This is a genomic window from Microbispora sp. ZYX-F-249 (genome assembly GCF_039649665.1).
GTDB lineage: Bacteria > Actinomycetota > Actinomycetes > Streptosporangiales > Streptosporangiaceae > Microbispora > Microbispora maris.
The window spans coordinates 21,373-45,223 of sequence record NZ_JBDJAW010000014.1 but is presented as its reverse complement, the minus strand read 5'-3'; the positions used below and the strand labels follow the sequence as shown (position 1 = coordinate 45,223).

Sequence of the window (23,851 nt, the reverse complement as noted above, 5' to 3'; positions counted from 1 at the left end):
GGTAAGCTCATGCCGTTTCATTGCCATGCTGGTCAACGGGTCCGCGTGGGCCAGGTCCGTCGTGCCTGGTGACGGGGCTTCCACCGGGAGGAGCGGTACGGTGCGGGCAGGGATCGGCTTCACGCTGGCCATGGCGGTCATCCTGACCGGAACCGCGTGTTCCGGCGACGACAAGCCGGCCGCGCAGTCCGAGGGGGCGAGCCCGCTGGCGTCCCCGTCGCCGACGCCGCCTCCCGAGCACCCGTTCACCGGCCGCCCGGTCGCCTCCCGCAGGCCCGTCCTCGCGGTGAAGATCGAGAACACTCACGCGGGCAAGCCGCAGATGGGCGTGCGCAGCGCCGACATCGTCTACGTCGAGCAGGTCGAGGGCGGGCTCACCCGGCTCATGGCGATCTTCTCCTCGAAGCTGCCCGCGCAGGTGGGGCCGGTCCGCAGCGCCCGCATCTCCGACCTGCACATCCTCCCGATGTTCGGCAAGCCCGCCCTGGCCTACTCCGGGGTGCAGACGAAGATGATCCCCTTCGTCCAGAAGGCCTCGCTGTTCGACGTGTCCGACAGCAGCGTCCCCGGCGCGTACACCCGCGCCCAGGGCCGCGTCGCGCCGTACAACCTGGTCGGCAGCCCCAGGAAGCTGCTCGCCAAGGCGCCGCGGGCGAGCAGGGCGAAGGACATCGGGTTCGTCTTCTCCGACGAGCCGCCCGCCGGGGGCACGCCGCAGAAGAGCGTCAGCGTGCGCTATCCGGCGGCCCGCTTCACGTTCACCTGGTCGGCGGCGCAGAAGCGCTGGCTGGTCACCCAGGACGGCGAGAAGGACATGGCCGCCGAGGGCGGCCAGCAGGGCGCCCCCACGATCGTCATCCAGTGGGTGAAGACCGACCGCTCGGAGTTCCACGACTTCACCGGCAGCTACACCCCGCTCGTGCACACGGTGGGCAAGGGCACCGGCGTCGTGCTCAGGGACGGCCAGGCCTACCGGGTGAAGTGGTCGCGCCCCTCGGAGAAGGAGGGCACCACCTTCACCATGGCCGACGGCACGCCCATGCCGTTCGCCCGCGGCCAGGTCTGGGTCGTGCTCGCCTCGCGCAAGCCCGTCGCGCCGTGATGGACAAAAGACGTGATCGACTCCGCCATGTGGGAGCGTCGGGTGCGGGATCGGCCAGCACCTACCATGGAGAGGAATCCGTAGGCCCGCCGTCGTGAGGTAGCACCGTGTCCAGCAGCACCCCCGAAGTCAACGAGACCACCGCCGTCGGCACCGCCCGCGTGAAGCGCGGCATGGCCGAGATGCTCAAGGGCGGTGTCATCATGGACGTCGTCACCCCGGAGCAGGCCAAGATCGCCGAGGACGCCGGAGCCGTCGCCGTCATGGCGCTCGAGCGCGTTCCCGCCGACATCCGCGCCCAGGGCGGCGTGTCCCGGATGAGCGACCCCGACATGATCGAGGGCATCATCGGCGCCGTGTCCATCCCCGTGATGGCCAAGGCCAGGATCGGCCACTTCGTCGAGGCCCAGGTGCTCCAGGCGCTCGGCGTCGACTACATCGACGAGTCCGAGGTCCTGACCCCGGCCGACTACGCCAACCACATCGACAAGTGGCAGTTCACCGTCCCCTTCGTGTGCGGGGCCACCAACCTCGGCGAGGCGCTGCGCCGCATCACCGAGGGCGCCGCGATGATCCGCTCGAAGGGCGAGGCCGGCACCGGCGACGTCTCCAACGCCACCACCCACATGCGCAAGATCCGGGGCGAGCTCAAGCGCCTCACCTCGCTGCCCGAGGACGAGCTGTACGTCGCGGCCAAGGAGCTGCAGGCGCCGTACGAGCTGGTGGCCGAGGTCGCCAAGACCGGCAAGCTGCCGGTGGTGCTGTTCACCGCGGGCGGCATCGCCACTCCGGCCGACGCCGCGATGATGATGCAGCTCGGCGCCGAGGGCGTGTTCGTCGGCTCGGGCATCTTCAAGTCCGGCGACCCCGCCAAGCGCGCCGCCGCCATCGTCAAGGCCACCACGTTCTACGACGACCCCGACGTGATCGCCAAGGTCTCGCGCGGCCTCGGCGAGCCCATGGTCGGCATCAACGTCGACGACATCCCGGTGCCGCACCGCCTCGCCGAGCGCGGCTGGTAGACAGCCCGCGCGGCACACAGAGGAGACACGCCCGGCCGGTACATCCCGGCCGGGCGTTCTTGCGTCTGCGCATCGGATGTCGAGATGACCGTGCGGTGATGTCGCCTTTCGGGTGACCGATATCGTTCCGCCGCTCTTTACTCTCCGGTCACGATCGATCGTCAGGCTGCGGGCGTCCCCACTGATCGTCACAGGGAGCCCAGTTGCCCGGCCTCGATCGTCGTTCCTTCCTCGTCACCGGAATCGCCGCCGGCGCCGTCGCCGCGATCCCCGCGGCCGCCTCGGCGGCCCCCACGCCCGCGCCCGAGACCGCGGGCGAACTCGCCTCCCGCGGCCTGCGCTGCGATCCGTTCACGCTCGGGGTGGCCTCGGGCGACCCCGACCACACCGGCTTCGTGATCTGGACCCGCCTCGCCCCGCAGCCGCTCGCCGAGGACGGGCTCGGCGGCATGCCGAATCGCGCGTTCACCGTGCAGTGGCAGGTCTACGCCGACGAGAGCTGCCGCCGCGTGGTGCGGGCGGGCGTGGCCGAGGCGAGCCCGGAATGGGGGCACAGCGTCCACGTCGAGGTGGACCACCTGCGGCCCGGCAGGGAGTACTGGTACCGCTTCCGCGTCGGGCCGTACCTCTCACCGGCGGGCAGGGCCCTGACCGCGCCGGAGCCGCTGTCGTTCGGCGGCCCGCTGACGATGGCCTTCGTGTCCTGCGCGCAGTACGAGCACGGCTACTTCACCTCCTACCGCCGGCTCGCCGAGGACCACCCGGACCTGGTCCTCCACCTGGGCGACTACCAGTACGAGTACACCAGGAACACCTACGTCGCCCCCGGCGGCAACGTGCGCGACCACGAAGGGCCGGAGACGATGACGCTGGCGAACTACCGCCAGCGGCACGCGCAGTACAAGACCGACCCCGACCTGCAGGCCGCGCACGCCGGCGCGCCGTGGCTGGTCGTCTTCGACGACCACGAGGTGGACAACAACTGGGCCGACGAGATGCCGGAGCGCCCGGAGGAGCAGCCCACCTTCCTCGAGCGCAGGGCCGCCGCCTTCCGCGCCTACTACGAGAACATGCCGCTGCGCCGCACCTCCGTGCCGCGCGGCATCGACATGCAGCTCTACCGGCGTGTCCGGTGGGGGGCGATGGCGAACTTCCACATGCTCGACACGCGGCAGTTCCGCGACGACCAGGGCTGCGGCGACGGCTACAAGGACTGCCCGGAGGCGGCCGACCCGGCCCGCTCGATCATGGGCTTCGAACAGGAGGCGTGGCTGCTCGACGGCTTCCGGCGATCGCGGGCGCGCTGGGACGTCATCGGCCAGCAGGTCTTCTTCGCCCAGCGCGACAACAACGCCGGGCCTGCGAAGATCACCAGCCAGGACGCCTGGGACGGTTACGTCGCCTCGCGGCAGCGCGTCACCCGCGGCTGGATCGACGCCGGCGTGCGCAACCCCGTCGTGCTCACCGGAGACGTGCACGCGCACTGGGCCAGTGACCTGAAGCTGGACTACGACGACCCGACCGGCCCCACGGTCGGCTCCGAGCTGGTGACGACCTCCATCAGCACCACCGGCGACGGGGCCGACTCCGACCCGGCGGCGCACCCCTTTCTGAAGATCAACCCCCACCTGAAGTTCTACAACAACCAGCGCGGCTACGTCCTGACGAAGATCGACAGGGACGCGATGACCGCCGACTTCCGGGTGGTGCCCGTCGTCTCGGCCCCCGGCTCGGAGGTGCGCACCCGGGCGACGTTCGTGATCGAGGACAGGGTGCCCGGCGTGCAGCAGACGTACCTGCGCCCGCTCGACCCCTCGATCGCGGCGCGGCGGGAGATGACGGCCGAGGACATGGTGGAGGCGACGGTGCGGCAGGAGACCGAGCGCCCCTGACGACACGCCCCGGCGGGCGGCGACCCCTTCCGGGGGGCGCCGCCCGCTTCGTCTGTTCCGCCCCGGCCACCGTTATCGTGACCAGCTATGACGACCGACGACACCGGGCGGCTCGCCGAGGCCCTGTCACGCGAGCTGCGCCACATCGTGATGCTGCTCCGCCGTACGACGGCGGGGCAGCCGGTCACCAGCCAGCAGTACTCCGTGCTCGGTTCCCTGGAGGCCGGCGCGCGCCGGATGACCGAGCTGGCCGAGGAGCACGGCGTGCAGCTCCCGACGATGAGCGTGCAGGTCAACCGCCTCGAGGAGGCCGGCCTGGTCGCGCGGGGCACCGACGCCTCCGACGCGCGGGTGCGCACCGTCGAGCTGACCGGCGAGGGCCGCGACCGCCTCCGGGCCGTACGGCAGTCGCGGGTCGCCTACCTGTCCGGACGGCTGGACACACTGACCCCCGAGGAGCGCTCGGCCATCGCCCGCGCCCTTCCCGCCCTGGCCAAGCTGGGCCGGGGGACCGTCTGATTTATCGTTTTGGGCGCGCAAGACCGTGGCCATACCCTGAACAGGGTCACCACAGGAAGGGAAACCGTGAGGTCCGCACCCAAGATCGGCGTGCTCGCCCTGCAGGGCGACGTGCGCGAGCACATCCGCGCGCTGGAGGAGTCGGGCGCGACCGCCGTGCCGGTGCGCAGGCAGGAGGAGCTCGCCGCGGTGGACGCGCTGGTCGTCCCGGGCGGGGAGTCGACCACGATCTGGAAGCTCGCCACCGCCTTCGAGCTGCTCGAACCCCTGCGGTCGCGGATCAAGGAGGGCATGCCCGCCTACGGCTCGTGCGCCGGCATGATCATGCTGGCCGACCGCATCCGGGGCGGCATCGAGGGCCAGGAGACGCTGGGCGGCATCGACATGGTGGTCCGCCGCAACGCCTTCGGCCGCCAGGTCGACTCGTTCGAGGCCGATCTCGACTTCGCCGGGCGCGGGGAGATCAGGGCCGTCTTCATCCGCGCGCCCTGGGTCGAGTCCGTGGGGCCCGACGTGGAGGTGCTGGGCCGCACCGAAGCTGGGGATAGGATCGTCGCGGTCCGACAGGGACCGTTGCTCGCGACGTCCTTCCATCCGGAGCTGACCGGCGACGCGCGGGTGCACTCGTATTTTGTCGAAATGGTGAGGGAGCTCTAGGCGATGTCCGGCCACTCCAAATGGGCGACGACGAAGCACAAGAAGGCGGCGCTGGACTCCAAGCGCGGCAAGCTTTTCGCCAAGCTCATCAAGAACATCGAGGTCGCGGCCAGGACCGGCGGGCCCGACCCGGACGGCAACCCCACGCTGTTCGACGCCATCACCAAGGCCAGGAAGAACTCGGTCCCGATCGACAACATCGAGCGGGCCCGCAAGCGCGGCGGCGGCCTCGAGGCCGGCGGCGCCGACTGGCAGACGATCATGTACGAGGGCTACGCCCCGGGCGGCGTCGCGGTCCTCATCGAGTGCCTCACCGACAACCGCAACCGCGCGGCGTCCGAGGTGCGCGTGGCGCTGACCCGCAACGGCGGCTCGCTCGCCGACCCCGGCTCGGTGTCGTACATGTTCAACCGCAAGGGCGTCGTGATCGTCCCCAAGGGGTCGCTGACCGAGGACGACGTGCTCATGGCCGTCCTCGACGCGGGTGCCGAGGAGGTCAACGACCTCGGCGACAACTTCGAGGTGGTCTGCGAGGCCTCCGACCTCATCCCGGTGCGCAAGGCGCTGCAGGACGCGGGGATCGACTACGAGTCGGCCGAGATGAGCTTCGTCCCCACGCTCAACGTCCCCCTCGACGAGGACGGCGCCCGCAAGGTCTTCAAGCTCATCGACGCGCTCGAGGACAGCGACGACGTGCAGAACGTCTGGGCGAACTTCGACGTGAGCGACGAGGTCATGGAGAAGGTCGAGGCCTGACGCCGAAGTCGGGCAGAGGGGCGGAAAACCGGTGGCAACGGCCACCGGCGCCCGCATAGCTTGGCCTGCTGTGGAAATCCGTCATCTTACGAGCGACGACCTGGACGCCGTCCTCGACTCCCGCAGACGCGCCTTCGGCCCGTTGTCCGGCGACGGCGCGCAGACGTGGCGCAAGCTCGTCTCCCCGATGCTGCCCGAGGGCCGCTACCTGGGCGCCTTCGACGGCGCCCGCCTGGTGGGCACGGCCAGGATCAACCCGTATGTCCAGTGGTGGCACGGCCGCCCGCAGTCGATGGGCGGCGTGGCGGGCGTGACGGTGGCGCCGGAGGACCGCGGCAGGGGCGTGGGCCGGACGCTCATGGACGCGGTGATCGAGCGCTGCGCGCAGCTCGGCCACGCGGTCTCCGCGCTGTACCCGGCCACCACGCCGCTGTACCGGAGCGCGGGCTACGAGCACGCCGGCGTGCTCCAGCGGATCACCCTGCCCGCGGAGGCGCTGCGGACGGTGGGCGACCCCGGAGGCGCGGTCAAGCTGCGCCGGATGGGCCCGGCCGACGCGGCCGATCTCGTGGCCCTGATCGGCAGGGTGCACGCCGCCACGCGCGCGAGCGGGCCGCTGTCCTTCGACGAGCGGACCTGGCGGCTGTGGCTCGAGGACGACGACGACTTCTGCTACCTGGCCGAGGACGGGTTCGTCGTCTACCGGTGGAGCGACGGGGACATCGAGGTCGACAACCTGCTCGCCGGGTCGGAGGCGACGGCCCGGGCCCTGTGGTCGATGGTCGGCAGCGCGTCGTCGGTCGCGAAGTCGGTGACCGCCTGCGTCGACCCGGCCGACCCGGTGCTCTGGATGCTGCGGGAGCGGTCGAAGGACGAGGTCGCCCAGACCCGGTGGATGTTCCGGCTGATCGACCTGCCCGCGGCGGTCGGGGGGCGCGGTTTCCCCGCCGGGGTGTCCGCCGAGATCCCCGTCGAGGTGACCGACTCCCGGCGCCCCGGCAACACGGGCGCCTGGCTGCTGCGGGTGGACGGCGGCTCCGGCTCCGCGACGCGCCGGGACGCCGTGCCCGGGGAGAGCACCCGGCTCACGATCGGCGGCATGTCCGCGCTGTTCGCCGGCGTCTCCACGGCCACGCTCCGCCGCGCCGGCCTGCTGACCGGCGGCTCTCCCGAGGCCGACGACGCGCTGGACGCCGCCTTCGGCTGCGCCGCGTACATGATCGACTACTTCTGACGCACCCGCGCCGCCGCTGATCGCGATAGAGTGACCGGCCGAACAGGTGTTCGGCGCAGTGGCGGTGAGGTGCGGTGGCTGCGCCGGCCGGGATCAGGGAGGCGTGCCGGTGCGGTTGCCCCAGATGCGGGTGATGGGCGTGGACCCGGGGCTGACGCGGTGCGGTCTCGGCGCCGTGGAGGGCCGTCCGGGCGCGCCGCTGAGCCTGCTGTCGGTGGGGGTGGTCCGCACCCCGCCCGACGACGACATCGGGTCCCGGCTGGTCGTCATCGAGGCGGAGATCGAGCGCTGGCTCGACGAGATCAGACCGGACGCGGTCGCCGTCGAGCGGGTCTTCGCCCAGCACAACGTCCGCACGGTCATGGGGACGGCCCAGGCGTCGGCCGTCGCGATCGTCTGCGCGGCCCGGCGAGGGCTGCCGGTCGCGCTGCACACGCCGAGCGAGGTCAAGGCCGCCATCACGGGTAACGGCAACGCCGACAAGAAGCAGGTCGGCACGATGGTCACCCGGCTGCTGCGGCTCGACGCCATGCCCAAGCCGGCGGACGCCGCCGACGCGCTCGCCCTGGCCATCTGCCACGTCTGGCGCGGCGGCGTGCAGCACCGCCTGGCCGACGCCCTGGCCAAAGCCCGTCACGGCGGTGCGGGCGCCGCCGGCACTACTGGCCCTGGGGGCTCTGGTAGGACTGGGACGCCCGGCGGAGTCGCGGCCGGGCGTACGGACCGGGGAGGGAGCACGCGGTGATCGCATCCGTTGCGGGCCAGGTGGCGGCGATCGGGGCCGACAGCGCCGTGGTCGAGGTGGGCGGCGTCGGGATGCTCGTGCACTGCACTCCGGGGACCCTGGCCGGGCTGCGCGTCGGCGAGCCCGCCCGGTTGTCCACCTCGCTCGTCGTCCGCGAGGACTCGCTCACGTTGTACGGCTTCGCCTCCGACGACGAGCGCACGGTCTTCGAACTGCTCCAGACGGCCAGTGGGGTCGGGCCGCGCCTGGCCCTGGCCATGCTCGCGGTCCACGCGCCCAACGCCCTGCGCGTCGCGGTGGCGAGCGCCGACATCAAGGCCCTGACGATGGTGCCGGGCATCGGCCAGAAGGGCGCGCAGCGCATCGTGCTCGAACTCAAGGACAAGCTCGGCGCGCCGGCCGGAGCCGTCGACGCCGCGCTGAACGGCTCGGCCGCCGCGCCGGCCTGGCGCGACCAGGTCCACTCCGGGCTGGTGGGGCTCGGCTACTCCTCCCGCGACGCCGACGATGCGGTGGCGGCGGTGACCGCGGAGGCCGAGGCGGAGGTCGCGGCCGGCCGCGCCCCGCAGGTGGCCGTGCTGCTGAAGTCCGCGCTGCGCGCGCTGAGCGTGCGATGACCGTGTGACGGGCTGATGGTTCGATGAAATTTTCACCGGGAAGCGGACTCCCGGCAGGCCGAGCGGATGGTGTCGAGTGAGCTTCGAGCGGGATCTCGTGTCGCCCGAACCGGAGGGCGACGAGCGGGCGATCGAGGCCGCGCTGCGTCCCCGGCGTCTGGAGGAGTTCATCGGGCAGGGCCGGGTGCGCGAGCAGCTCTCGCTGGTGCTGGAGAGCGCCCTGCGCCGCAACCGCCCGCCCGACCACGTCCTGATGAGCGGGGGGCCCGGGCTCGGCAAGACGACGCTCGCCATGATCATCGCCTCCGAGCTGGGCGCGCCGCTGCGGATGACCTCGGGTCCGGCGCTGGAGCGCGCGGGCGACCTCGCCGCGATCCTGTCCACGCTGACCGAGGGCGAGGTCCTGTTCATCGACGAGATCCACCGCATGGCCCGCCCGGCGGGGGAGATGCTCTACCTGGCCATGGAGGACTTCCGGGTCGACATCGTGGTCGGCAAGGGCCCCGGCGCCACCTCGATCCCTCTCGACATCGCCCCGTTCACGCTGGTCGGGGCCACCACGCGGGCGGGGCTGCTGCCCGCGCCGCTGCGCGACAGGTTCGGCTTCACCGCGCACATGGACTTCTACGAGGTGGCCGAGCTCGAGCAGGTGCTGCGGCGCTCGGCGCGCCTGCTGTCGGTGGATCTGCCGGACGAGGGCGCCCACGAGATCGCCCGCCGGTCACGCGGCACGCCCCGGATCGCCAACCGCCTGCTGCGGCGGGTGCGCGACTTCGCCGAGGTGCGCGCCGAAGGCGTGATCACCAGGGACGTCGCGGCGGCGGCGCTCAACCTGTACGAGGTCGACGCCGAGGGGCTGGACCGGCTCGACCGGGCCGTGCTCGACGCGTTGCTGCGCAAGTTCGGCGGCGGCCCGGTGGGCCTGTCGACGCTCGCGGTGGCCGTGGGGGAGGAGCCGGAGACCGTCGAGGTCGTGGCGGAGCCCTTCCTGGTGCGGCAGGGACTGCTGGCCCGCACTCCGCGGGGTCGCGTCGCCACCGCCGCGGCCTGGGCACACCTCGGCCTGACTCCGCCCCCCGACGCCGTGGGCGCGGTCGCCGCGCCCACGCTCTTCGACGACAAGTGAGCGCGACTCCGCCGACGCCGACGCCGACGCCGACGCCGACGCCGACGGACGCGGACGCGGCGGCTGGAAGCGGAAAGCGGGGCAAAGAGGTAACAGACCGATTGCGAAGCCCATGAAACGGGAACTTTCCTGCCCGCCGGGCCGTGGGTTCGTTGCCGGGCTTCCGCGGGCTCGCATACACTGCGTGGCTTGACTGGCCGTTCTTGCGACACGAGCAGCGTCGCGGTGGCCCGCGTGTGAAGCGCACAAGACCTCCGGCGCCAGGCCGGTTCATCACGTTACGGAAGGGTGGCCCCCGTGGGTAACAACCCGCTTGGGACGTTCCTGCCACTGATCTTGCTGGTAGTGGTTTTCTACTTCCTCCTGATCCGCCCGCAGCGCAAGCGGCAGCAGGAGCAGATCCAGATGCAGAACTCCCTCACCCCGGGCGTCCGGGTCATGACCACGACCGGCCTGTTCGCGACGGTCGTCGCCCTCGAGGACGACGACGTCGTGCTGGAGCTGGCCCCCGGCGTCGAGACCCGCTGGGTCAAGGCGGCGATCGGCCGGGTGCTCACTCCTGTCGACGAGGTGACGAGCGGGGAGGCCGAGGGGACCGTGGCGGAAAGTTCCGACACGGGGAACGGTGACGACACGAGCACCAAGCAGTCCTGAGTAGGCTGATCACAACTTTTCGACGAAAGAACTGACCTCCAGTGGCCCCACCGACAAGTAGCCAGAGCAAGCCTGGACGCACACTCCTGCTGCTCTTCGTGCTCATCCTCGTCATGGGCGCGACGGTCGCCCTCCAGAAGGCGTTCGTCCCCAAGTTCGGCCTCGACCTCGCGGGCGGCACCACGGTGACGCTCTCGCCGGTCCTGGCGAACGGGAAGGCGCCGTCGCAGGAGAGCCTCGACCGAGCCGTGACGATCATCCGGCAGCGCGTCAACGGCACCGGCATCTCCGACGCCCAGGTCGCGAAGGCGAACGACAACATCGTGATCCAGATCCCGGGCGCGGGCCGGGACGAGGCGTTGCGGCTGGTGTCGACCACCGCGGAGCTGCGCATGCGGCAGGTGCTCGCGGTGGCCGCCGCCACGAACCAGCCGGCCGAGGTGCCCACGGCGGCGCCCACGCCGAGCTCGTCGGCGGCGGCGACGCCCGCGGCCACTGCGAGTGAGTCGACGCCCGCCAGGCAGAGCGCGGCTCCCAGCGGGAACGCCTCTCCGGCGGGCCGCGCCCTGTCGAAGGCGCTGACCGCGCCGTCCCCGGACCCGAGCACCTCGACGAGGGCCACGACCCATCGCAGGGCCGGCGCGGGGGCCGCCCGGGCCAAGGCCTCGCCCTCGCCCTCGGCCGCTGCGAGCCCGTCGCCGACGGCCGCTCCGGACGACGCCGGCGACCCACTTGCCGGTCAGGACACCAGCGGCATCGACCCGGCGCTGCTCGACGAGTTCCGCAAGATCGACTGCACCGCGAAGAACCGCGGCCAGGGCGCCCTCGACGACCCGAACAAGCAGATCGTCGCCTGCAGCGACGACGGTACGGCCCGGTACATCCTGGACAAGGCCGCGGTGCAGGGCACCGAGATCAGCGGCGCGCAGGCGGGCACCGACCCCACCACCGGTGAGTGGATCGTCCAGGTCGACTTCAAGTCGAGGGGCGCGACGCTGTTCGCCGACATCACCCGGCGCATCACCAGCCTGCCCGCCCCGCGCAACCAGCTCGCCAACGTGCTGGACGGCGTCGTCATCGTCGCTCCGACGATCGAGGAGGCCATCCCCGGCGGCAGCGCCCGCATCTCCGGCAGCTTCACCCAGAAGACCGCGACCGAACTGGCCGACCAGCTCAAGTACGGCGCGCTGCCGCTGAAGTTCCAGCAGAGCTCGGTCGTCTCGGTCTCCTCGACCCTCGGCCAGGACCAGCTCAGGGGCGGCCTCATCGCCGGCGCGCTCGGTCTGATCGTCGTCGTGTTCTACCTGCTGCTCTACTACCGCGGTCTGGGGCTCATCGGCATGGCCAGCCTGGCCGTGGCCACCGTGTTCACCTACCTGACGGTGGACGTGCTCAGCCACAACGCCGGCTTCCGGCTCTCGCTGCCGCACATCATCGGTCTGGTGGTCTCGATCGGCATCACCGCGGACTCGTTCATCGTCTACTTCGAACGGATTCGCGACGAGATCAAGGAGGGCCGCCGCACGCTGCGCTCGGCGGTGGAGGTGGCCTGGCGGCGCGCCCGGCGGACCATCCTGGTCGCCGACGCCGTCATGTTCATCGCCGCGGTGGTGCTCTACTTCCTCGCGGTCGGCGACGTGGCCGGCTTCGCGTTCGCGATGGGCCTGACCACGCTCATCGACATCGTGGTGGTGTTCCTGTTCACCAAGCCGCTGATGTCCCTCGTGGCGCGGTTGCGGTTCTTCTCGAAGGGCCACAAGCTGTCCGGACTCGACGCGGAGCGCATGGGCCGCACCAGCCCCGCCGAGCAGACCCTGCAGGAGGCGTGATGCCGGGAGTGATCAGCCGCCTCTACCGCGGCGACATCAACATCGACTTCGTCGGCAAGCGCAAGGTCTGGTACGGCCTGTCGGTGTTCCTGCTGGCCGTCTCCATCCTGGGCCTGGTGCTGAACGGGCTGAACCTGGGCGTGGAGTTCCGCGGCGGCTCTGTCTTCGACTTCACGCGCACGCCCGGCTCCAGCATCGAGCAGGTCCGCGAGACCGTCGCGGACGCCGGAGTCCACCAGGTCATCGTGCAGCAGGCCGGCCCGAACTGGCGGGTCACCACCGAGAGCCTCCAGGGCGAGGAGGTGACCAAGGTCCAGCAGACGGTGGCCAAGAAGTACGGCATCACGGAGGACGAGGTCAGCTCGCAGGTCATCGGCGCGACCTGGGGTGGCGAGGTCTCCCAGAAGGCCTGGATCGGCCTCGCGGTCTTCATGATCGCGATCATGCTGTACCTGTCGGTGGCCTTCGAGTGGCGGATGGCCCTCGCGGCGATCGTCGCCCTCGTCCACGACCTCGTGATCACCGCGGGCGTCTACGCCTGGTCGGGCTTCGAGGTCACCCCGGCGACCATGCTCGGCTTCCTCACGATCCTCGGCTACTCGCTGTACGACGCGGTCGTGGTCTTCGACATGATCAAGGAGGTCACCGGCAAGCTCGGCACGAGCGCGAAGATGACCTACACGCAGGCCGCCAACAACGCGCTCAGCCACACGCTGATCCGGTCGCTGAACACTTCGCTGGTGGCGATCCTTCCGGTGGCGGCGATCCTGTTCATCGGCACCACGCTGCTCGGCGCCGGCACGCTGAAGGACCTGTCGCTGGCCCTGTTCGTCGGCATGGTCGTCGGCACCTACTCGTCCCTGTGCGTGGCGACGCCGATCCTGGTCACGCTCAAGGAGCGGGAGCCTAAGTGGCAGGCGCTGGCCCAGCGGGTGCACGCCAAGGAGGCCGCCGCCGCCAAGGCCGCCCGTACGGCCAAGGAGCCCGTCTCCGCCGGCTCGCAGAACGTCACCGCGCAGGCCACGGACAAGCGCAAGAAGCGCTGACCACGCTCGCCGCAGACGCCCCCGGAACCCGCCAGGTCCCGGGGGCGTCCTCGTGTTCTCCGGGCCCGCCCGAGGCCCGCTAGGGTGAGCGTCGTGACTGACTGGACGGCTCTCATCAGGGATGTCCCCGACTACCCCAAGCCGGGCATCCTCTTCAAGGACATCACCCCGCTCCTGGCGGACCACGGCGCCTTCACCCAGGTCGTGGGCGAACTCGGGGACGGCCTGGAGTTCGACAAGGTGGTCGGCATCGAGGCCCGGGGCTTCATCCTGGCCGCGCCGGTGGCCTACCGCAGCGGCGCGGGGTTCGTCCCAGTGCGCAAAAAGGGCAAATTGCCCGCCGACACGTACGAGGCGTCCTATGATCTCGAGTACGGCTCCGCGACGATCGAGGTGCACGCCGACGCCTTCGACCCCGGCGACCGTGTCCTGATCGTGGACGACGTCCTCGCCACGGGCGGCACGGCCCGGGCGGCCGTGGAGCTGGTCAGGAGGACGGGCGCGGAGGTCGTGGCCGTCTCCTTCCTGATGGAGCTGTCCTTCCTCTCCGGCCGTGACCGGCTGCCGGGCCTGGACGTCCGTACCCTGCTCACCGTCTGAGCCGAGCCGCCGCCGGGGGGCATCCGGCCGAGAGTGCTGTGGCAGCACGGATACACTGTGGAATCTGGACTCGACGTGAGGAGTCTGTGTGCCCCGTGATGTGGTCGTGCCCGGCAGCGCGCGGGTCGATCGCGGAGTGATCTCCCGCGACGCCCCCGAGCCCGTCGCCGATGTGCCCCCTGACGCGGCGCGCGACCCGGCGGAGAGCCCGGAGGACAGGCCGGCTACGGCCACGCGACGAAGGCTCGCCCGGTTCGGGGGGCAGTGGGGTGCTATGAATCCGGTGTTGGAACCGCTCTTCAAGACGGTCCGTGCCACCCATCCCAAGGCCGACCTGCGGCTGATCGAGCGGGCGTACGACGTCGCGGCCTATCATCACCGCGACCAGAAGCGCAAGAGCGGCGACCCCTACATCACCCACCCGCTCGCGGTGGCGACGATCCTGGCGGAGCTGGGCACCGACGACGAGACGCTGTGCGCCGCCCTGCTGCACGACACCGTCGAGGACACCGCCTACAGCCTCGACGAGTTACGAGCCGACTTCGGCGACAACATCGCGTTGCTCGTCGACGGCGTGACCAAGCTCGACAAGGTGAAGTTCGGCGACGCGGCGCAGGCCGAGACCGTGCGCAAGATGGTCGTCGCGATGTCGCGCGACATCCGCGTGCTGGTGATCAAGCTGGCCGATCGGCTGCACAACATGCGGACCATGCGCTACATGCCCGAGCACAAGCGCCAGCAGAAGTCCCGGGAGACGCTGGAGATCTTCGCGCCGCTGGCCCACCGGCTCGGCATGAACACCATCAAGTGGGAGCTGGAGGACCTCGCGTTCGCCATGCTCTACCCCAAGCGGTACGACGAGATCGCCCGGATGGTGTCGGAGCGCGCGCCCCGCCGCGACCTGTTCCTGCACGAGGTTATCGAGAAGGTCTCCGCCGACCTGCGCGAGGCGAAGATCAAGGCGACCGTCCGCGGCCGGCCCAAGCACTACTACTCGATCTACCAGAAGATGATCGCCAAGGGCGTCGCCTTCGACGACATCTACGACCTGGTGGGCATCCGCGTCCTGGTCGACACGGTCCGCGACTGCTACGCCGCGCTCGGAACGATCCACGCCCAGTGGAAGCCGGTGCCGGGGCGGTTCAAGGACTACATCGCCATGCCCAAGTTCAACATGTACCAGTCGCTCCACACGACGGTCATGGGACCCGAGGGCAAGGCCATCGAGCTGCAGATCCGCACGCGGGCGATGCACAACCGCGCCGAGTACGGCGTGGCCGCGCACTGGAAGTACAAAGAGGAGATGACCGGGGCGGGCCCCGGCAAGGTCAAGCAGGTCAACGACATGGCCTGGCTCCGCCAGCTGCTCGACTGGCAGAAGGAGACCTCCGACCCCGGGGAGTTCCTGGAGTCGCTGCGCTTCGACCTGTCGGTGTCGGAGGTGTTCGTCTTCACCCCGCGCGGCCAGGTGATCGCCCTGCCCGAGGGCGCCACCCCGGTCGACTTCGCGTACGCCGTGCACACCGAGGTCGGTCACCGATGTATCGGCGCGCGGGTGAACGGCAGGCTGGTGCCGCTGGAGTCCCGCCTGGGCAACGGCGACACCGTCGAGATCTTCACGTCGAAGTCCCCGGACGCGGGCCCGTCGAGGGACTGGCTCAAGTTCGTGAAGAGCGGCCGGGCCCGCAACAAGATCCGCCAGTGGTTCACCAAGGAGCGCCGCGAGACCGCCATCGAGGCGGGCAAGGAGGCGATCGGGCGGGCCATGCGCAAGCAGGGCCTGCCGCTGCAGCGGCTGATGTCCGGCGAGGCGCTGCTGGCCCTGGCCAGGGACCTGCGCTACGCGGACGTGTCCGCGCTGTACGCGGCCGTCGGCGAGGGGCACATCACGGCCCAGGCGGTGGTGGACAAGCTCGTACAGGCCCTGGGCGGGGTCGAGGGGGCCGAGGAGGACATCGCCGAGGCCCAGGTCCCGACGCGGCTCAAAGGCCGTCTGAGGGCCAACTCGAACGCCGGTGTCATGGTCGCGGGCGACCCCGACGTGTGGGTCCGTCTGTCGCGTTGCTGCACCCCGGTGCCGGGGGACGAGATCGTCGGGTTCGTCACGCGGGGGCACGGCGTCTCCGTGCACCGCACCAACTGCCCCAACGTGGAGCAGCTCAGCGCCCACCCCGACCGGCTGGTGGAGGTCGCCTGGTCGCCGGGGGACGACTCGGTCTTCCTCGTCGCCATCCAGGTGGAGGCGCTCGACCGGCCCCGGCTGCTGTCGGACGTCACGCGGACCCTGTCCGACCAGCACGTGAACATCCTGTCGGCGTCGGTGACGACCAGCCGCGACCGGGTGGCGATCAGCAAGTTCACGTTCGAGATGGGCGACCCGAAGCACCTCGGCCACGTGCTCAAGGCGGTGCGCAACGTCGCGGGCGTCTACGACGTCTACCGCGTGACCAGCTGACCCTCCTCCAGAGGGCGTGATCTTGTAGTTTGTCGCAGGGATGGCGCGCGACGTGCGCGGACGCACTCCGTGATCTTGCACGGAACGTGTTCACGGCATGAACGAGCTGCGGACACGCTGTCCGTGATCATGCAATCGTCTCGCGCGTATCCGGGCGTCCTGACCTCATTGCATGATCACGGATGCTGTTCACCCAGGTTAAGGCGAGACGGGCCGAACTCCTGCATGATCACGGACGGTATCTGCCCAGCTCGGCCCCCCGGCGTGCGACAAACTACAAGATCACGCCGAGGGGGGAGCGGGGAGGGAGGATGGTCAGGAGAACTCGGCGAGCGTGCGCTCGGCCTCCTGGAGCCAGGAGCGGCGGGCGGCCAGGGCCTCCTCCGCCTCCTTGACGTCCTTGTCCCGTCCCGCCGCCTGGGCCTTGGCCAGCCGGGTCTCCAGCTGGCCGATGGACCGCAGGAGCTGGTTGACCGTGTCCTGGGCGCGGGCCCTGGCCTCGGGGTTCGAGCGCTTCCACTCGGCCTCCTCGGCCCTGCGGACCGCGTCGTCGACCTTGCGCAGCCCGCCCTCCAGGCGGTCGCGCTGGTCACGCGGCACCGGGCCGGCGGCCTCCCAGCGCTCCAGCAGGCTCCGCAGCGCCGTGCGCGCGGCACGGGCGTCGGTGACCGGCAGCAGCTTCTCGGCCTCGGCCAGCAGGGTCTCCTTCACCTCCGCGTTGGCGGCGAAGGAGGCGTCCCGCTCGGCGAAGACCGCCGAGCGGGCCTGGAAGAACTGGTCCTGGGCGGCCTTGAAGCGCGCCCACAGCTCGTCCTCGACCTCGCGGGAGGCGCGGCCGGCGGCCTTCCACTCGCGCATCAGCTCGCGGTAGGCCGCAGCGGTGGCGTTCCAGTCCGTCGAGTCCGCCAGCGCCTCCGCCTCGCCCACGATGCGCTCCTTGGTGCCGCGCACCGCGTCACGCTGCTGGTCGAGCGAGGAGAAGTACGCCTTGCGGCGCTTGGCGAAGGCCGTACGCGCCGTGGACAGCCTCTTCCACAGCGTCGCCTCGGTGGCCCGGTCGACCCGCTCGGCGGCCTTCCACTCCTCGACGAGCTGCCGCAGCCGCTCGCCGCCGGACTTCCAGTGCGTCGTCTCCTCGGCGATCCGCTCGGCCTCGGCGACGATGCGCTCCTTCACCTCGCGCGCGTGCGCCCGGGCCTGGTCGCGGGCGGCACGCTGCTCCTCGCGCCGCTTGCCGACCAGCTCGCTCAGCGCCGTCAGCCGGTCCTGCAGCGAGCCGAGGTCGCCGACCGCGTGGGCATCGGTCACCGACTCCCGCAGCTTGGCGATGTTCGCCTCCGCCTGGGCCGGCGCGAGGTCGGTCCCGCGCACCCGCTGCTCCAGGAGCTGCACCTGGCCCGCCAGCTCGTCGAACTTCCGGCGGTAGTAGGCCAGCGCCTCCTCCGGCTCGCCGGCCTGCCAGGACCCGACGGCCCGTTCTCCCTCAGCCGTACGCACGTAGACGGTGCCGTCCTCGTCTACCCGGCCCCACGGGTCGGTGCTCACCGTGTCCTCCCGCACTTGAATCAGCCTCCAGGGCTCAGTGTGCCCTTGGTTGTATTACGTCAGCTCTTGCTGGTGATTGTCACGTCTTTGATGACCACGGGCTGCTTCGGGGCACCAGTGCCGTCCCCGCCGGCGCTGGCGATGACGCCCTTCTTGGCGACCTTGTCCAGGATTTCGAGTCCTTTGGTCACCGTACCGAAAGGCGTGTAGTCGGGCGTCAGCCCGGTCTCCCCGAACACGATGAAGAACTGGCTCCCGTTCGTGTTCGGGCCGCTGTTGGCCATCGCGAGCACGCCCCGCGTGTACTTCGCGCCCGCCAGGTTCTCGTTGACGAACCGGTAGCCCGGCCCGCCCTGGCCGTCGGTGGGGTTCTCGCCGTCGGCCTTGGCCAGCGGGTCGCCGCACTGCAGGATCGGGAAGTCCGTGCCCATCCGGTGGCACTTCGTGTCGTCGAAGTAGTCCTTGGAGGCCAGGAACTTGAACGAGTTGACCGTGCAGGGCGCCTTCTCGCTGTCCAGCCGCGCGACGATGTCGCCGAGGTTGGTCTTGATGGTCATGGTCGCCGGGGCGGTGCTCACCTTCTCCGGCGGCATGCCGACGTTCTTGACCTGACCGCTGCCCTCGTCGGCCACGTAGCCGCAGGTGCCCTTCGCCGGGTCGTACGGCTTGGGGTCGGCCACTGCGGGCTTGATGCTCGCCGACGGCTTCGCCGACGCCGTGGCGTCGTCGTCGCCGCGGCTGAGCAGGGTCGTGGCCGTCACGACGCCGCCGATCACCACCACCACGGCCGCGGTGGTGCCGATGACGGCGTTGCGCCGCACCTTCTGCTCGCGTTCCGCGCGTGCCTGCAGTTGCCGCTGGTAGTGCTCCCGGGCCAGCTGCTTCTGCCGGTCCTTGCCGGTGACCACTTCGACCTCCCGACTCGTCCTGTTTCCCATGGTCGTACGCCCGGACGCGATCTCGCCGGCGCGTGCCCGCCACGCCCGGGAGGTGCTCCGGGAATGACGGCCCGTTCTATAGCATCCGGCTCGACTGCTCCAAGAATGACTATTGAGGTGGGCGAATCGTATCGGCTGACGGGTATTGGTTCGCAGCCTGCCGACCCGCACCGGTACCCTTCGGTTACATTCGCTCGCGCAATCCTTGATTGATCCGTAGAGACGCAGAGGCCGCTTCCGTGCTCGTCGCCGGGTTTCCCGCAGGGTCGTTCCAGACCAACTGTTACGTCGTCGCTCCCGCAGCAGGCGAGGAGTGTGTAATCGTCGACCCAGGTCAGGACGCCGTGGAGGATCTCGACGCGCTGCTGCGCGAGCACCGGCTGAAGCCGGTCGCGGTGCTGCTCACCCACGGCCACATCGACCACGTGTGGTCGGTGGCGCCGGTGTGCGGCGCCCGCGACGTGCCCGCGTGGATCCATCCCGAGGACCGCGACCTGCTGTCGGATCCGGCGAAGGGGTTCCCGCCGCAGACGGGCCAGGCGTTCGGCGGGCTGAAACTTTCCGAGCCCGACGACGTGCGGGAGCTGGCCGACGGGGCCGTGCTGTCGCTGGCGGGGCTGGAGCTCACGGTCGAGCACAGGCCCGGCCATACCAGGGGGTCGGTGACGTTCCGGACGCCCGTCGAGGACTCCGAGGTCCTGTTCGCGGGCGACCTGCTGTTCGCCGGCTCCATCGGCCGTACCGACCTGCCCGGCGGCGACTACGCCGCCATGCTGCGCAGCCTCGCCAAGACGCTGACGCTGCCGGACGAGACCACGGTCCTGCCCGGCCACGGACCTCAGACGACCATCGGCCGCGAGCGCGCGACCAACCCCTTCCTCAGGGACGTCGCGCCGCACGCAGGCCCGACCAGGGGATTGTGATGACCTTTCAGGCGCCCAAGGGCACCTTCGACTGGATGCCCCCGCGTTCGGAGTGGGCTCTCGCCGTTCGGGACGCCCTGGCCGCGCCGGCCCGCCGCGCCGGCTACGGCTACATCGAGACGCCGGCCTTCGAGGACACGGCGCTGTTCTCCCGCGGCGTCGGCGAGTCGACCGACATCGTGACCAAGGAGATGTACACGTTCACGAGCCGGGGCGGGCAGTCGCTGACGCTGCGCCCGGAGGGCACCGCGAGCGTGATGCGGGCCGTGCTCGAACACGGCCTGTACGGCGGCCCGCTGCCGATCAAGCTCTGGTACTCGGGCAGCTACTTCCGCTACGAGCGGGCCCAGGCGGGCCGCTACCGCCACTTCTCGCAGGTGGGCGCCGAGGCCCTGGGGGCCGAGGACCCCGCTCTCGACGCCGAGCTCATCGTCCTCGCCATGGACGGCTACGCCTCGCTGGGCCTGCGCGGGGTCCGGCTGCTGCTGAACTCGCTCGGCTGCAAGGAGTGCCGGCCGGCCTACCGCGCCGCGCTCCAGGACTTCCTGCGCGGCCTTGACCTCGACGAGGCCACCCGCAACCGGATCGAGATCAACCCGCTGCGCGTGCTCGACGACAAGCGTCCCGAGGTGCGCGCGCAGCTGGACGGCGCGCCGCTGGTCACCGACCACCTGTGCGGGGCCTGCAAGGCCTACCACGAGGAGGTCAGGGGCCTGCTGACGGCCGCCGGCGTGGCGTACGAGGACGACCCCCGGCTCGTGCGCGGCCTCGACTACTACACGCGCACGACCTTCGAGTTCCTGCACGACGGCCTGGGCGCCCAGTCGGCGGTCGGCGGGGGAGGGCGCTACGACGGGCTGAGCGAGCAGATCGGCGGCCCGGCGCTGCCCAGCGTGGGCTGGGCCCTCGGGGTGGACCGCACGGTGCTCGCGATGGAGGCCGAGGGCCTGCTCGCCGAGCGGCCCCGCGGCGTCGAGGTGTTCGCCGTACCGCTCGGCGAGGAGGCCAGGCGGCGGGTGTTCCCGCTCGTGAGCGAGCTGCGCCGGGCCGGTCTCGCCGTCGACATGGCCTTCGGCGGCCGTGGCGTCAAGGGCGCGATGAAGGCCGCCGACCGCAGCGGCGCGCGGTACGCGCTCATCCTCGGCGACCGAGATATCGAGGCGGGCGCCGTGCAAGTGAAGGACCTGACCACAGCCGACCAGACCGCGGTTCCGCTCGCGGAGGTCGTCGAGTTCTTGAAGGGGAAACTCTCGTGATCCGCACCCACGAGGCAGGCACGCTCCGCAAGGAGCACGCGGGCCAGAAGGTGACGCTCGCCGGATGGGTGGCGCGCCGGCGCGACCACGGCGGCGTGGTCTTCATCGACCTGCGCGACGCCTCCGGCTCGGCCCAGGTGGTCTTCCGCGAGGAGGACCACGCCCACGACCTGCGCGCGGAGTACTGCGTCAAGGTCACCGGCGAGGTACGCCGGCGCCCGGCCGGCAACGAGAACCCCGATCTGCCCACGGGCGAGATCGAGGTCGTCGCCTCCGAGGTGGAGGTGCTGAGCGAGTCGGCCCCGCTGCCGTTCCCGATCGAGGGCAGCTCGGGTGTGTCGGAGGAGGCGCGGCTGAAGTACCGCTACCTCGACATCCGCCGCCAGAAGATCGCCGACGCCCTGCGCATCCGCTCGCAGGCGACCTACCTCGCCAACGAGGTCATGCGCGAGCGCGGGTTCGTCTACGTCGAGACCCCGAACCTGACCCGTTCGACGCCTGAGGGCGCCCGCGACTTCCTGGTGCCCGTACGGCTCCAGCCGGGCAACTGGTACGCGCTGCCGCAGTCGCCGCAGCTGTTCAAGCAGCTGCTCATGGTCTCCGGCCTGGAGCGTTACTACCAGCTCGCCCGCTGCTTCCGCGACGAGGACCTGCGGGCGGACCGGCAGCCCGAGTTCACCCAGATCGACATCGAGATGTCGTTCGTGGACCAGGACGACGTCATCGAGCTCGGCGAGGCGCTCATCGGGCGGATCTGGAAGGAGACGATCGGCTACGAGCTGCCGACGCCGCTGCCCCGGATGACGTACGCCGAGGCGATGGCGCGCTACGGCTCGGACAAGCCGGACCTGCGCTTCGGCGTCGAGCTGACCGACCTCACGGACTACTTCTCCGGCACCTCGTTCCGCGTCTTCCAGGCGCCGTACGTGGGCGCGGTCGTCATGCCGGGCGGCGCTTCGCAGACCCGCAAGGAGCTCGACGCCTGGCAGGAGTGGGCCAAGTCGCGCGGCGCCCGCGGCCTGGCGTACGTGCTGGTCCAGGAGGACGGCACGCTGGGCGGCCCGGTGGCCAAGAACCTGTCGGAGACCGAGCTGGCCGGCCTCCCCGGAAAGACAGGCGCCAAGCCCGGCGACGCGATCTTCTTCGCGGCCGGCGCGCGCGCGGCCTCCCGCGACCTGCTCGGCGCGGCCCGCCTCGAGATCGGCCGCCGCTGCGACCTCATCGACGAGTCGCAGTGGTCGTTCCTGTGGATCGTCGACGCCCCCATGTTCGAGGAGGACGGCGAGGGCGGCTGGACCCCGGTCCACCACCCGTTCACCTCTCCCAAGCCGGAGTGGGCCGACAACTTCCAGGACAACCCCGGCGAGGCCCTGGCGTACGCCTACGACATGGTCTGCAACGGCATGGAGATCGGTGGCGGCTCGATCCGTATCCACCGCGCGGAGATGCAGCAGCGCGTGTTCGACGTGCTCGGCATCTCCAAGGAGGAGGCCGAGAGCAAGTTCGGCTGGCTGCTGGAGGCGTTCAAGTACGGCCCGCCGCCGCACGGGGGCATCGCCTACGGCTGGGACCGCGTCTGCATGCTGCTCGCGGGCGGCGAGTCGATCCGGGACGTGATCGCGTTCCCGAAGACGGCGTCCGGCTACGACCCGCTTTCCGGGGCGCCCACCCCGATCAGCCCGGACCAGCGCAAGGAGGCCGGCGTGGACGCCACGCCCAAGGCCGACAAGGGAGAGTCCGACAAGCCCGAATCCGCGCCCGCGCAGTAGAACGGCGGTAGAACGCGAGACGGCCCCCGCGACACCGGTCGCGGGGGCCGTCCTGTGTCCGGGACCGGTCAGACGATGGCCACGTCCTTGATCACGACCTTCTTCTTCGGGGCGTTGGAGCCCTCGCCCCGCACGTCGGCGGTGGGGTCGCCGTTGAACGGGATGATCCCGCCCCTGGCGATCTTGTCGATCACGTTCATGCCCTTGCTCACCACACCGATCATGGTGAACGCGCCGCCCGCGGCGGTCAGCTGGCTGTTCTCGTCGCTGAAGGAGATGAAGAACTGGCTGCCGTTGGAGTTGGCGTCCTCCGTGGCCTGTGCCAGCCCGACGGTCCCCCGGACGAGCGGCATGCCGCCGAGGTTCTCGTCGTCGAACAGGTAGCCGGGGCCGCCCGAGCCGTCCTCCTTGCGCTTGCCGTCGCCCGTGGCCAGGGGGTCGCCGCACTGCAGCATGCCCAGGCCCACGGTCTCCACCGTCGCGAGGCGGTGGCAGACGGTGTTGTCGTAGAAGTTCTTACTCGCCAGGAACGCGAGCGAGTTCACCGCGCACGGCACGTCCTTGGTGGCCAGGTCGATGACGATCTCGCCCTGGTTGGTCGTGATGATCATCTGCTTGGCCAGGATGACCCTCCTGGTCAGCTTGCTCGGCGGCATCCCCACGGACTTCGACGGGCTGCCCGAGTCGTCCTTGCGGTAGGTGCAGGAGATCTGACGCAGGTCGGTGGGCTTGGCCGTCGGCGCGTCCGGCGCCAGCGTGGTCTCGGTCACGGTGGGGGCGTCTGAGGGGGCCGCAGAAGAGCTGGCCGAGGCCGTGGCCTTGGCCTCGTTGGCCGTGCCGTCACTGCAGGCCACCAGGCCGCCCGCCAGCGCGAGGAGCCCGAGCCCGGCACCGAGGGTGCTCCCCAGGCGGCGACGTGCAGTGGTCGCGCGCCCGGCCGTGCTCACGCGCGAAGCCGGTTGCTTCTGCCGATCAGTGTCGGTCACCGCTATGCCTTCCCTTTTCCCATTTATTACGACTGGTCCGCCACTCTATCTGTGATCCCGTCGGCTTCGTGTAAAGCACGCGTCCCTTGGGTATCACCATGGTTTGCGCCGGCTGCGCTCATCTTGCTCTCAGATCTCCCTGGGAACCTCCTGACGATCGAATCCGTATATCGGGAGCGG

General features: G+C 70.7%; 21 protein-coding genes. 18 read left to right on the top strand and 3 right to left on the bottom strand.

The genetic code is table 11. The features are described 5' to 3' along the window. Positions 1 to 100 precede the first annotated feature (100 nt). The 15 genes from AAH991_RS18315 (at position 101) to AAH991_RS18245 (ending at position 16,254) form a co-directional block, all read left to right on the top strand. On the top strand, positions 101 to 1,102 hold the full coding sequence (locus tag AAH991_RS18315; protein ID WP_346227057.1) for a DUF3048 domain-containing protein: 1,002 nt from the start codon (positions 101 to 103) through the stop codon (positions 1,100 to 1,102). Positions 1,103 to 1,209: 107 nt separating this feature from the next. Next, positions 1,210 to 2,124 carry a pyridoxal 5'-phosphate synthase lyase subunit PdxS gene (pdxS, locus tag AAH991_RS18310; RefSeq protein ID WP_346227056.1) on the top strand — a complete coding sequence of 305 codons (915 nt, stop codon included), beginning with the start codon at positions 1,210 to 1,212 and terminating at the stop codon, positions 2,122 to 2,124. Between the two features lie 203 nt (positions 2,125 to 2,327). Then, positions 2,328 to 4,016: an alkaline phosphatase D family protein gene (locus tag AAH991_RS18305; RefSeq protein WP_346227055.1), complete on the top strand. Its 1,689-nt coding sequence runs from the start codon at positions 2,328 to 2,330 to the stop codon at positions 4,014 to 4,016. A gap of 87 nt (positions 4,017 to 4,103) precedes the next feature. After that, positions 4,104 to 4,535: a MarR family winged helix-turn-helix transcriptional regulator gene (locus AAH991_RS18300; protein ID WP_346227054.1), complete on the top strand. Its 432-nt coding sequence runs from the start codon at positions 4,104 to 4,106 to the stop codon at positions 4,533 to 4,535. A gap of 66 nt (positions 4,536 to 4,601) precedes the next feature. Beyond that, the gene (gene pdxT, locus AAH991_RS18295) at positions 4,602 to 5,192 is read left to right on the top strand and encodes a pyridoxal 5'-phosphate synthase glutaminase subunit PdxT (RefSeq protein ID WP_346227053.1); all 591 of its coding nucleotides are present in this window, start codon (positions 4,602 to 4,604) and stop codon (positions 5,190 to 5,192) included. A 3-nt stretch (positions 5,193 to 5,195) separates the two neighbouring features. Further along, entirely contained in the window at positions 5,196 to 5,948 is a 753-nt protein-coding gene (locus AAH991_RS18290; protein WP_182905953.1) for a YebC/PmpR family DNA-binding transcriptional regulator, read from the top strand. A 70-nt stretch (positions 5,949 to 6,018) separates the two neighbouring features. After that, positions 6,019 to 7,182, top strand: a complete 1,164-nt coding sequence (locus AAH991_RS18285) for a GNAT family N-acetyltransferase (RefSeq protein WP_346227052.1) — start codon at positions 6,019 to 6,021, stop codon at positions 7,180 to 7,182. A 124-nt stretch (positions 7,183 to 7,306) separates the two neighbouring features. Beyond that, a complete protein-coding gene (ruvC, locus tag AAH991_RS18280; protein WP_346227198.1) occupies positions 7,307 to 7,927 on the top strand; it encodes a crossover junction endodeoxyribonuclease RuvC in 621 nt (206 codons plus the stop codon). Then, positions 7,924 to 8,544 (top strand): Holliday junction branch migration protein RuvA, encoded by a 621-nt coding sequence (gene ruvA / locus AAH991_RS18275; protein ID WP_346227051.1) that lies wholly within the window; start codon positions 7,924 to 7,926, stop codon positions 8,542 to 8,544. The genes ruvC and ruvA overlap by 4 nt, the downstream gene beginning before the upstream one ends. A gap of 76 nt (positions 8,545 to 8,620) precedes the next feature. Next, on the top strand, positions 8,621 to 9,670 hold the full coding sequence (gene ruvB / locus AAH991_RS18270) for a Holliday junction branch migration DNA helicase RuvB (protein WP_346227050.1): 1,050 nt from the start codon (positions 8,621 to 8,623) through the stop codon (positions 9,668 to 9,670). Positions 9,671 to 9,967: 297 nt separating this feature from the next. Further along, positions 9,968 to 10,324 carry a preprotein translocase subunit YajC gene (yajC, locus tag AAH991_RS18265; protein ID WP_346227049.1) on the top strand — a complete coding sequence of 119 codons (357 nt, stop codon included), beginning with the start codon at positions 9,968 to 9,970 and terminating at the stop codon, positions 10,322 to 10,324. 98 nt (positions 10,325 to 10,422) lie between these two features. Then, positions 10,423 to 12,153, top strand: a complete 1,731-nt coding sequence (gene secD, locus AAH991_RS18260; protein ID WP_346227048.1) for a protein translocase subunit SecD — start codon at positions 10,423 to 10,425, stop codon at positions 12,151 to 12,153. Continuing rightward, positions 12,153 to 13,199, top strand: a complete 1,047-nt coding sequence (gene secF / locus AAH991_RS18255; RefSeq protein ID WP_346227047.1) for a protein translocase subunit SecF — start codon at positions 12,153 to 12,155, stop codon at positions 13,197 to 13,199. The genes secD and secF overlap by 1 nt, the downstream gene beginning before the upstream one ends. Before the next feature lie 93 nt (positions 13,200 to 13,292). Beyond that, the gene (locus AAH991_RS18250; protein WP_346227046.1) at positions 13,293 to 13,799 is read left to right on the top strand and encodes an adenine phosphoribosyltransferase; all 507 of its coding nucleotides are present in this window, start codon (positions 13,293 to 13,295) and stop codon (positions 13,797 to 13,799) included. A 274-nt stretch (positions 13,800 to 14,073) separates the two neighbouring features. Then, positions 14,074 to 16,254, top strand: a complete 2,181-nt coding sequence (locus AAH991_RS18245; protein WP_346227197.1) for a RelA/SpoT family protein — start codon at positions 14,074 to 14,076, stop codon at positions 16,252 to 16,254. 315 nt (positions 16,255 to 16,569) lie between these two features. Here AAH991_RS18245 and AAH991_RS18240 read toward each other — a convergent pair whose 3' ends face one another. Continuing rightward, a complete protein-coding gene (locus AAH991_RS18240; RefSeq protein WP_346227045.1) occupies positions 16,570 to 17,799 on the bottom strand; it encodes a DUF349 domain-containing protein in 1,230 nt (409 codons plus the stop codon). 59 nt (positions 17,800 to 17,858) lie between these two features. Next, positions 17,859 to 18,707 (bottom strand): peptidylprolyl isomerase, encoded by an 849-nt coding sequence (locus AAH991_RS18235; protein WP_346227044.1) that lies wholly within the window; start codon positions 18,705 to 18,707, stop codon positions 17,859 to 17,861. Between the two features lie 269 nt (positions 18,708 to 18,976). On the opposite strand from AAH991_RS18235, the gene AAH991_RS18230 reads away from it, so the two are divergent. Genes AAH991_RS18230 through aspS form a run of 3 tightly spaced genes read left to right on the top strand, consistent with a single transcriptional unit; the run spans position 18,977 to position 22,685 of the window. Then, a complete protein-coding gene (locus AAH991_RS18230) occupies positions 18,977 to 19,660 on the top strand; it encodes an MBL fold metallo-hydrolase (protein ID WP_346227043.1) in 684 nt (227 codons plus the stop codon). Then, positions 19,660 to 20,916 (top strand): histidine--tRNA ligase, encoded by a 1,257-nt coding sequence (hisS, locus tag AAH991_RS18225; RefSeq protein ID WP_346227042.1) that lies wholly within the window; start codon positions 19,660 to 19,662, stop codon positions 20,914 to 20,916. The genes AAH991_RS18230 and hisS overlap by 1 nt, the downstream gene beginning before the upstream one ends. Continuing rightward, positions 20,913 to 22,685: an aspartate--tRNA ligase gene (gene aspS / locus AAH991_RS18220; RefSeq protein ID WP_346227041.1), complete on the top strand. Its 1,773-nt coding sequence runs from the start codon at positions 20,913 to 20,915 to the stop codon at positions 22,683 to 22,685. Before hisS ends, aspS begins: the two co-directional genes overlap by 4 nt. Positions 22,686 to 22,753: 68 nt before the next feature. Here aspS and AAH991_RS18215 read toward each other — a convergent pair whose 3' ends face one another. Further along, positions 22,754 to 23,671, bottom strand: coding sequence for a peptidylprolyl isomerase (locus AAH991_RS18215; protein WP_346227040.1), 918 nt, complete (start codon positions 23,669 to 23,671; stop codon positions 22,754 to 22,756). Between the last annotated feature and the right edge of the window lie 180 nt (positions 23,672 to 23,851).